The following is a 9,617-nucleotide window of genomic DNA, read 5'->3' as shown; positions in this document are numbered from 1 at the left end:
TTGAACGCCTGTGGCGCATTTTCGAGGGGTTGTTATGTTTTACGTGCAACGTGATGCACAGGGCGCGCTGGTTCGCGTAGAGGCTATCGCCTTTGCCGACTCCACTGAAACCCTGCCGGCCGATCACCATGAGATCCAGGCCTGGTACGCCAACGAAGTAGTGGAAACCAGCCTGGCCCAGCTCAAGCAGAGCGACTTGGAGATGATCCGGGTGCTGGACGACTTGATCCAGGTGCTGACCCGCAAAGGGGTGATCAGCGTGACCGACCTGCCCCCGGCAGCCCAGGCCAAGTTGATGGACCGTAACCAGGCGCGGGAAGCGTTGGGTGGGTTGAGCCAGTTGATCGATGACGACGAGAAAGGATTGATTTAATCCAACCGCTCCTACCCCTGTAGGAGCGAGCTTGCTCGCGAAAAAACTGAAATCGCCACGGGGTGTCAGGCTTTGCGCGTTATCGTTGGCGATCTTCGCGAGCAAGCTCACGCCTACAGGTAAATTATTTCCAGGGTGCGGGCTCGCCAAACAGTTGGCCCTGCACACCGAAAATCCCCATCTCACGAATCACCTTCAGTTCGCCCTCGGTCTCTACACGCTCGGCAATCAGCGGCAGGTCAATGCTATGGGCCGCTCGCTGGATGGCCTCGATAAACAGGCGCTTGTCACTTTCCTGGTCGATGGCGCGAATGTAGCTGCCGTCGATCTTCAGGTACGCCAGGCCCAGGCGCGCCAGGTTGCCGATCATGCTGAACCGCCCACCGAAACGTTGCAGGCTGAGGGAGAAGCCCAGCTCGCGCAGGCGCTGGGTCATCTGTTCCAGCACGTGCTGCTCAGGCAGTTGCTCTTCACCGATCTCCAGGGTGAGGCGCGGGCCCAGGTTGCTGTGCTGGCGTAGCAGGTCATAAATGCGGTTCAGAGCCTGGGTGTCCTGCAGGGTCGCGGCCGAGAGGTTCAGCGCCAGGTTCTCGGTGTGGCTGCTCATCTGCTTGAGCACCTGCTCCAGCATCAGGCGGTCCAGGCGGGCCGACCAACCGAAGCGCTCAAGCCACGGCAGGAAGCGCCCGGCCGGTATGGTGTGGCCGTCTTCGTCCTGCAAGCGCGACAGCACTTTGTAGTGCAAGACCAACTGTGGGTCCTGGCTGGCCACCACCGGCTGGAAATACAGCTGGAAGCGCTGCTGGGTCAGGGCCTGGTCCAGCAAGGTGTGCCAGGCATGGTGATCGTCTCCCACGCTGGCGGCGGCGCTGCGGTCCAGGCACACCCAACTGGTGTCGCCCTGCGCTTGGGCCTGGGCCAGAGCCTGGTCGGCCAGGGTCAACAAGGCTTGGGGCGCATCGCCATGGCTGAACGGCGCCAGGCCGATATAGGCGACCGGCGTAACGTCGCTGGCGCCGGTCGCTTGCAGGCTGAGCAAAGTGCTTTCCAGGTTCTGCGCCAGCTGCACCGCTTCTTCACGCATCAAACCCGGCGCCAGCACGGCGAACTCACCGCCACGAATACGGGTGACGAGGTTGTGGGTTTCCGGGTACGGCGCGCACTGGCGCAGCAGTTGTTCGCCAATCGCTTGCAGCAACTGGTCGGTGCGCTGGCCGCCCAGGCGCTGGTTGAGGCCGGCCAGGTCTTTGACCCGCAGCAACAGCAGGTAGCCGGAGTTGGTCTCTTCCGGGTTACTGACGCGGGCGTTGAGCTGCATCTCGAAATAACGACGGTTGGCGAGGCCGGTGAGGTTGTCCTGATAGGATTCGGTGCGCAGTTTTTCGCTACGCTCGGCCTGCTCCTGGAACAGCGCCTTGAGCTTTTCCACCATCTGGTTCATGGCCTGTACCACGCGACGCAGTTCTGGCGTGCGGGGTAAGTCAGGCAGGCTGAGGAACTCGCGGCGGGCAATGGCGTGGGATTGCTTGACCATATAGTCCAACGGCTTCAATTGCCGGCGCAGCAGCAGCCCACCGAGCACCACGCTGACCGCGCCGCACAGCAGCAGCCAGCCCAGGCTGCCCAGGGCGCTTTGCCAGAGCTTGGCCAGGGCGAACATCGGATGGCTGACCACTTCGACCCGTGCGGCCTGTTCCCAGCCACGGCTGACCAACGCATCACCGCCGGCCGGCTCCAGGCCGATCAACTTGACGAACCAGTTGGGCACGCCGTTGTTGTCCGGGATACCGCTGCGCTCGACGATGGTTTTGTCGGTGGCCAGGTCCACGACGCGGATGCTGGCGTAGTAACCGCTGTCGAAGATCGAGCTGACCAGCAGCTCCACCATGGCCGGGTCGTCGATATTCGGGGTCAGCGACAGCGCCAACGCCGTCGCGGCGTCCTGGGCGTGGGAGCGCAGTTGGTTGACGTACTGGGTGCGCGAGCTTTCCAGGCTGACCATGAAGCTGCCGCTGAAGGCGACCACCAGGAACAGACAGATTGCGATCAATAGCTGTTTGAACAGAGACATCCGATCAGTTACTCCTAGTTGGCAGGCTCGGCTGGAAAGCCTTCCGCACGCATTTTTCTCAACACATCCTGCCAGCGCGACAGGCGTTTGGTATCACCGACTTTCTTGTTGCCCTTGGCACCGGGCAAGTACAGCCCCTCGGCGTTGAATGAGTACACCGGGACCAGATCGGTGCGACGGGTGGCCGGCAGGATCTCATCCATCAGGCTGTCGAGCACCAGTGGTACGGCGTCGGGGGTCGAGTAATAGGTCAGGACCATGTGCGCTCGATTCTGCCGCAGGGCCTTGACGTAGGTAATGCGCAGTTTGTCGCTGGACACCCCCAGATGACGCAAACTGAAATACTTTGCGATGGCGTAGTCTTCGCAGTCACCGGCACCTTTCCAGAGTGCTTCGACGGGTGTCTCCCAATAATCGACAACGTGCCAGAGATCGATGTCTTCCACGTAGGTCATTTGCTTGTTGAAGAACAAATTGACGACCTTGAGCTGGTCCTGCTCGCTGACCTGTTTTTCGCTCGCCAATAGCCGCTGCCAGGCGTCGATACGCTGCTGGCCTTGGCCCAACGGCCCGTAGACGGCGGTGGCCTTGCGGCTGATCTGCGAGAAATCCCAATCGGCACGCAGCCCGCCAAGCATCAGGCCAGCCAGTAAAATTGCTGATAAAAGCCAGCAAAGCAGTCGATAGGGAATAAAACTTACCGCCAAAGTGTTCAGTCCATGAAAGAGACGGAATTTCAAGGAATGGTGAAGCCTGGCCCTACAAAAAACAATGGCACAGTGCAATCATTCGCGGGAGCCGCGTTTTTATAACCGCCCCTTGTGAGAGACACAAAGTATGCTGTGTAAGCCCTTACAAACGGAAACTCTGGCTGTTTGACAAGCGCCTGGCCCATCTTTAGTGTTCTTTGGATCCAATTAGCCAAACTATTATTCAAGAAAAGGAGGATAGCGCAACCGTGACGCAGAAGCCGAACCCATTAAGCAGCATCAAAATCAGCGGGCCTATTCCCGCCCATCTTGCGCGCTCGGTTATTGAAGAAACCTTGCGTAATGCCATCCTCGATGGGCGACTGCCCTGTGGCACCGCCATGCGCCAGCAAGAACTGGCCAGCCTGTTCGGCGTCAGCCGCATGCCCGTGCGCGAAGCCTTGCGCCAGCTGGAGGCGCAATCCTTGCTGCATGTGGTGACTCACAAGGGTGCCGTCGTTGCCCCGTTGATCGAGGACAATTCGGCTGAGACCTATGCCTTGCGCATGCTGCTGGAGTCCGAAGCCCTGCGCCTGTCGATTCCGTTGCTCACCGACGCGGACCTTGCTCAAGCCGAGGCCTGTATCAATGCACTGGAAATCGAAAAAGACTACACCGAGATTGGTCGGCTCAATCGCCTGTTCCACATGGTGTTGTATGGCAAGGCGCCCAACCAGCGGCTACTCACTCTGGTCGAGCACGGGTTGAACGAGGAGGAGCGCTTCCTGCGCTTCAACCTTGAAGCGATGGGGCTGGGCGAGACTTCCCAGGAGGATCACCGCGAACTGCTGAGCCTGGTGGCACAGAAGAAGGTCGAGGAGAGCATCCTGACGCTGCGTAACCACTTGATGCGAGGCATGGAGGTAATCGCGACCTACCTCAGGGGCCTTGAGAGCGCCGACAAAAAAGCCGTGTAGTCGGTTTTTTCGCCTGAGCCCTTAATACTTATGTGACGGAGCAACTTCCCTATCAGGATTGTTGCTCCGTCAGAAATATTAAAAAAATCAACTAAAGGGCAATTAACGCCGACTTAGTACACGGAAAAATCCCACCTATATCCGGGCAACTTACCGCACATATAAATACCCGCAAAGTCCTTTAATACATTTGTATACCGGTTCAAACATTCAATCAGCTTACTATCTTCGCCTAGCAAGCTCCGCTTTCCCAAACCGCTGCGACCGCCTACTTAAAAGGCAGCGTCGTGCACGTGATCGTGGCCAAGTTACTCTTACATCCACAACTATAATATTCCAACACTGCTTTTACAGCACTCGCAACAACTATAGGCGTCAACCATGCATCAATATTTACTTGAGCAAAAAAAACAAAAACTTCTCGGCCACCCGTTATTTATAGAAATAACCACCCTTGGCAAGTTACAACACTTTATGCAATACCATGTATTTGCCGTGTGGGACTTCATGAGCCTGACCAAACGCCTGCAACAGGACCTGACCTGCACGCAACTGCCCTGGCTTCCCTGCGCTGACCCGCACGCTGCCCGCCTGATCAATGAAATCGTGCTGGCTGAAGAGTCGGACGAACACCCGACGCGAGGCTATTGCAGCCACTTCGAGTTGTACCTGGACGCCATGACGGAAGTGGGCGCCAGCACTGTCGCAATCACCCGCTTTATCGAGTTGCAAAGCCAAGGAGTGGAGGTAAGCGCAGCGTTGCAAATGATCGGTGCGCCCCAGGGCGTGGCCCGCTTCGTCGACAGCACCTTGCAAATCGCCTTGAGCGCGCCGACCCACTGTGTGGCAGCAGCGTTCCTGCATGGCCGCGAGAGTGTAATTCCGTCGATGTTCGAGAGGCTTTTGCATAGCCATGCTTTCATAGATCGGCAGGCCCCTACGTTATGTCACTACCTCAGCCGCCATATCGAAATGGACAGCGATGATCACGGGCCTGCGGCGCATCAGTTGCTACAGCGCCTGATCGAAGCAGACCCCAGCCGTCAGCGAGAGGCCGATAACACCGCCCTGGGCGCCGTGGAGAGTCGTATTACCCTCTGGGACGACGTACTGGCCTCGATGCAAGAGGTACGCCCGTGAACGCCGCCCACTACCAATCCTTTGCCGATGACTGGGAGCGTCGCGCAACCATCCGCACACGCCCCCGGCGGATGTTGGAAGACGACGACAAACTCATCTTCCCCCTGTGCCGCCAGCCTCTGGTGCTGAGTGCAACCTTTCTCAAGCACTGCCCACAATGGCGCGACTTCGTACTGGTGCAAAGCTTTTATAAATTCATCAATGACGTGGTGATTTTCGAAACCGAGATCGTCGACAAAACCGCGCGCAGCATCGCTAAAAATCGCTTCTCCCTGCCCTTCCCCCTCGCCTGCCGCTACGACGCGATGACGGTCGTTGTCGACGAGGATTACCACGCGCTGGTCGCGCTGGATTTCCTGCAGCAAGCCGTGGAGATGACCGGAATCCAACCGCTTGATCTACCCGGGAAAATTGAATTGGGCCGCGCGCTGCCGGCAGCCCAGGCGCAGGTACCGGTATATTTGCACGATGCCGTTGAGTTGATCGGCGTCGCCATCGCCGAGAACACCGTCACCCATGACGTCGCAGCGTTTTCCAAAGACGGCAGCGTCAAATCCTCTGTCCGCGGCCTGATGGCCGATCATCTGTTTGATGAAGGGCGGCATGCGCGGTTCTGGACACAGTTGGTGCGTCTCTACTGGCAATCGGCAAGCTCGCAAGCTCGCGACCACATTGCTCAAGCCCTGCCCGTGTTCCTGACGCACTACCTGACCAACGACCTACAAAAAGACTTCGATCTGCAACTGATCGAACACTTGGTTATCAGTGCCGACGCTCGCCTGGCACTGCGCGATGAAATCCAGGCGCTGGACTTTCCCATCACCCATCAACATCCGCTGGTGGCCAATATCATGGGCTTTCTGCACCACAGCGGTGTCCTGCAAACCCCTAGCGTGGCACGAGCCCTGAGCGACTACCTGCCCGTATCGAGGAGGTTGGCATGAGGCGCTTGCAGATCGAGTGGCGGGGCACCAGTAAAGCTCTGGAGGCGCTCAAGCAGGAGCTGGAGCAATATGGGCATGTGGCAGGAACGGGGTCTGTCGACCTGGTGATTGACGACGGGAGTCAGCCGCTGCCGCCCTCGCCCACCAGTGCGCCTTGGTTAAGCTTGCGCGTGGGTGTCGGCCCGCTCCGCGAACACGGGCTGCCCTTACTGCAGTTACGCTGCTATGACCGCGAGCGGCGCCTGCTAGCTGTGCAAGACGTTGCCGAGGAGCCCAGCGGCAATGGGCAGCGGTTGCGCCAGCAGGCAACGGATGGCTTGGTGGAGTGCACTGCTTTGTTGGTCTGCGGTTTCTCAAGAGACCCCGCTTATTTCTCGGCAACGGCCACTGCTAACGCCTGGCCTGAACAGAGTCTGCAAGAGCTGGATGCCTTGGCTTTCATGCACCGGTTCAACCACACGGCAGACCCTGCCTTACTGCACGCGGCCCGGACGCCCATGATCGAACGGCTGCAGGCCAGCCTTCATACCTTCGCGCATCGAACCGCGCTGAACATCGCAGGTCACGTGCTGACTTATCGGCAGCTCGAGCAAAAAGCCATGGCAATCCAACAACGCCTGCTTCCCCTGCTGGAGAGTGCCGAGTCACCCCGAGCAGTCGGCGTATGCTTGGAGAAATCCGCCGAGCTGTACGCCAGCATTCTTGCGGTGCTTGGCTGTGGCGCCGTGTATTTGCCGTTGGTGCCGGACCACCCGGAGCAACGCCAGCACTGCATGCTGACCAGCCTCAAGGCGTGCGTGCTGCTGGAGAACGGCCAGCACCCGCTGCGAGAGCGTTTCGTTTCACTGGATGTGAGCCAGGTCGCAGCGCATAGCGCCGACATGACGCAACCGCTGATGCGCCATCGTCCCGGTGCCGACGAGCCCTGCGTGGCACTGTTCACCTCGGGTACGACGGGCCGGCCTAAGGGGGTACTGCTTAGCCAATACAACCTGGCGCATTTCACGGCCTGGCTCGTCAGGCGCGTGGCGTTGGATCAACACAGCCGCGTCCTGCAGTTTTCGTCGCTGGGCTTTGATTCGTCACTGATCGATATTTTCCCGGCCTTGATCGCCGGCGCCGAGTTGATTGTCCCCAGTGCAGACCAACGTCACGACCCTCAGCAACTGGTAGAGCTGATTCGCCAGCAACGCGTCACGCATGGGTTCGTGCCACCGGCGCTGCTCAGTATCCTGCCGCTGGATCAGCCGTTAGGAATGTCTCATCTGCTGACCGGAGGTGATTTCTGCGAGCCCTGCGTGATCGAACAACTGGCCGGTCAATGCCAACTACATAACCTCTATGGGCCGACCGAGGCCACTGTGTTGGTGACCCATCGGGTATTCCAGCGAGGTGACAGCCATCGCAATATTGGACTTCCCATCGCCAACAGCCAGGTGCTGATCCTCGATGGGAACCTGCAGCCCGTAGATGAACAGGTAATGGGCGACTTGTACATTGTCGGCCCGGGCGTAAGCCTGGGTTATTCGAATACACCGGCGCTGGCCGACAATCCGTTCGTGGCACTGACACTGCCCAATGGGCAAGTGCTGCAGGCTTATCGCAGCGGCGACTTGGCGAAATGGACGCAAGAAGGCATCGAACTGGGTGGCCGCCGAGATGAACAAGTCAAGATTCGCGGTTTTCGAGTTCAGCCCCAGGATATTGAGCAGTGCTTGCGCGACAGTCGCTTGTTTCGCCAAGTGGCAGTGGTGATCGATGCGGCACACAGAGTCATCGGGTTTGCCGCCCGGCCAGAACCTGGCGCTACGCTGGCAAGCCTGAAGGAACACGCTCGGCAATGGTTGCCCGTGCACATGCAGCCAAGCGCCTGGAGCGAGCTGGCAGGCATGCCTAGTTCGGATAACGGCAAGATCGATCGCAAAGCCTTACTGGCCATGCCAATACCCACACCCGTCGAGGTGAGCCGCTGCCGCGTACGAGACCCTTTGCAGGCACAACTGGCTGACCTGTGGGGTGAACTGTTGGGATTACCCGCTGGCGACCTCTCGATCGATGAAAGTTTTTTCAACCTGGGTGGCCACTCCATCCTGCTGTCGACGCTGTTGCTACGCCTGCGCGAGCAGTTTGGCCGTAGCTTCTGCCTGAGCCCCTTTTTTGAAACGCCGACCATCCGCACATTGGCCGCACTCATGGATGGCAGCGCGCTGCCGGATACCCAGTCCAACCAGATGGAGCAAGACGCGACGCAAGCACTGGCGGTCGAAGTGCTGCCCGAGGCCCTTGCGGGAGATTCGCGCAAAGCCATCGTCACTGGCGCGAACAGCTTTGTCGGGGTGCATATCGTCCAGGCACTGCTGGCTGGCGGAGCGCAGGACGTGGCGTGCCTGGTGCGTGAGTTGCCCGGCCATTCGGCGGCGGCAAGGTTCGCCCAGGCATTGCGTGAATACCGCTTGGAACATCTGGACCTGAGCCGAGTGCAGGTATACGCCGCTGATATTCGTAAACCCCGCCTGGGCTTGGCGGACGATGTGTACGAGCACCTCGCCCGTCATTACGGCGTGGTGGTGCATAACGCCGCGCAGGTCAATCATGTGATGGATTACGCCTCACTCGCCAAGGACAACGTCGAACCTCTGCTGGAGTGCCTGCGTCTTTGCGAGACCCACTGCAAGAAGGTCCTCAATTTCATCTCGACGCTGTCAGCCTGCAGCAGCGTGGACGTCGATGGCTACGTACTTGAAGCGCCTGCCCAGCGCACACTGCCGCTCTACGTGAAAAACGGCTACAACCTCTCCAAGTGGGTCGCCGAGCGGCTATTAGGACGAGCAGTCGAGCAAGGGGCCTGGGTTAATATTCATCGGCCGGGGAATATCAGCTTCAACAGCCAGAACGGTGTCTGCCAACCACAGAAAAACCGCTTGCTGTTGATGCTCAAGGGGTCTCTGCAATTGGGGTTGGTGCCGCGACTGGAGGCCAATTTCGATCTGATGCCGGTGGACTTCCTGGCGCGTTTCATCGCCTTCCACAGCGCTCATTTTGACCCTGGGCGAAACGTGTTCAACTTGCACAATCCGCAGCCCCTGAATTGGGATCAGTACCTTGATGCCTTCAGCGAGGCTGGGCACGTTTTTGACCGAGTCAGCGTTGAAGAGTGGCAACGAGCGTTGCGCAAAGTGAGCCGCGATAACGCCCTGTTCGGGGTGCTGGGCTTTTATCTGGACGGGCTGGGCGAAGACATCGGTGACACGTCGATGATCCGTTACGACAATGCCAGGTGGGGCTTGGAAAAAATGGGGATGTGCTATCCACCCAAGAGCCAGGCGCTGTTACGCAAGGGCTGCGACTACCTGAGCGCTATCAGCTTCCTCTGAATAGCACCGTGGACAGGGCCAAGCAGTCGGAGCGAGAGGCCTCGCTCCG

The 9,617-nt window shown here is 59.0% G+C and carries 7 protein-coding genes; 5 read left to right on the top strand and 2 right to left on the bottom strand.

Going from position 1 to position 9,617, the window contains the following annotated elements; translation table 11 throughout:
• Positions 1-34 precede the first annotated feature (34 nt).
• Entirely contained in the window at positions 35-373 is a 339-nt protein-coding gene (locus ACWHXD_RS00640) for a hypothetical protein (protein ID WP_032894252.1), read from the top strand.
• Between the two features lie 124 nt (positions 374-497).
• Here the strand turns inward: ACWHXD_RS00640 and lapD are convergent, their stop codons facing one another.
• Both lapD and lapG read right to left on the bottom strand, forming a co-directional pair.
• On the bottom strand, positions 498-2,444 hold the full coding sequence (lapD, locus tag ACWHXD_RS00635; protein WP_138763634.1) for a cyclic di-GMP receptor LapD: 1,947 nt from the start codon (positions 2,442-2,444) through the stop codon (positions 498-500).
• A gap of 14 nt (positions 2,445-2,458) precedes the next feature.
• Positions 2,459-3,082 (bottom strand): cysteine protease LapG, encoded by a 624-nt coding sequence (gene lapG / locus ACWHXD_RS00630; RefSeq protein WP_019819857.1) that lies wholly within the window; start codon positions 3,080-3,082, stop codon positions 2,459-2,461.
• Between the two features lie 320 nt (positions 3,083-3,402).
• On the opposite strand from lapG, the gene ACWHXD_RS00625 reads away from it, so the two are divergent.
• From ACWHXD_RS00625 to ACWHXD_RS00610, 4 genes are all read left to right on the top strand, one after another.
• Positions 3,403-4,110 (top strand): GntR family transcriptional regulator, encoded by a 708-nt coding sequence (locus ACWHXD_RS00625; RefSeq protein WP_138763633.1) that lies wholly within the window; start codon positions 3,403-3,405, stop codon positions 4,108-4,110.
• Positions 4,111-4,491: 381 nt separating this feature from the next.
• The gene (locus ACWHXD_RS00620) at positions 4,492-5,250 is read left to right on the top strand and encodes a DUF3050 domain-containing protein (RefSeq protein ID WP_138763632.1); all 759 of its coding nucleotides are present in this window, start codon (positions 4,492-4,494) and stop codon (positions 5,248-5,250) included.
• The gene (locus ACWHXD_RS00615) at positions 5,247-6,194 is read left to right on the top strand and encodes a diiron oxygenase (RefSeq protein ID WP_098949905.1); all 948 of its coding nucleotides are present in this window, start codon (positions 5,247-5,249) and stop codon (positions 6,192-6,194) included. The genes ACWHXD_RS00620 and ACWHXD_RS00615 overlap by 4 nt, the downstream gene beginning before the upstream one ends.
• Positions 6,191-9,568 carry an amino acid adenylation domain-containing protein gene (locus ACWHXD_RS00610; RefSeq protein ID WP_138763631.1) on the top strand — a complete coding sequence of 1,126 codons (3,378 nt, stop codon included), beginning with the start codon at positions 6,191-6,193 and terminating at the stop codon, positions 9,566-9,568. The genes ACWHXD_RS00615 and ACWHXD_RS00610 overlap by 4 nt, the downstream gene beginning before the upstream one ends.
• The last annotated feature ends 49 nt before the right edge of the window (positions 9,569-9,617 follow it).

The sequence above is a fragment of the Pseudomonas fjordensis genome, from assembly GCF_976987115.1.
This window is presented reverse-complemented; position numbering and strand designations above follow the sequence as displayed.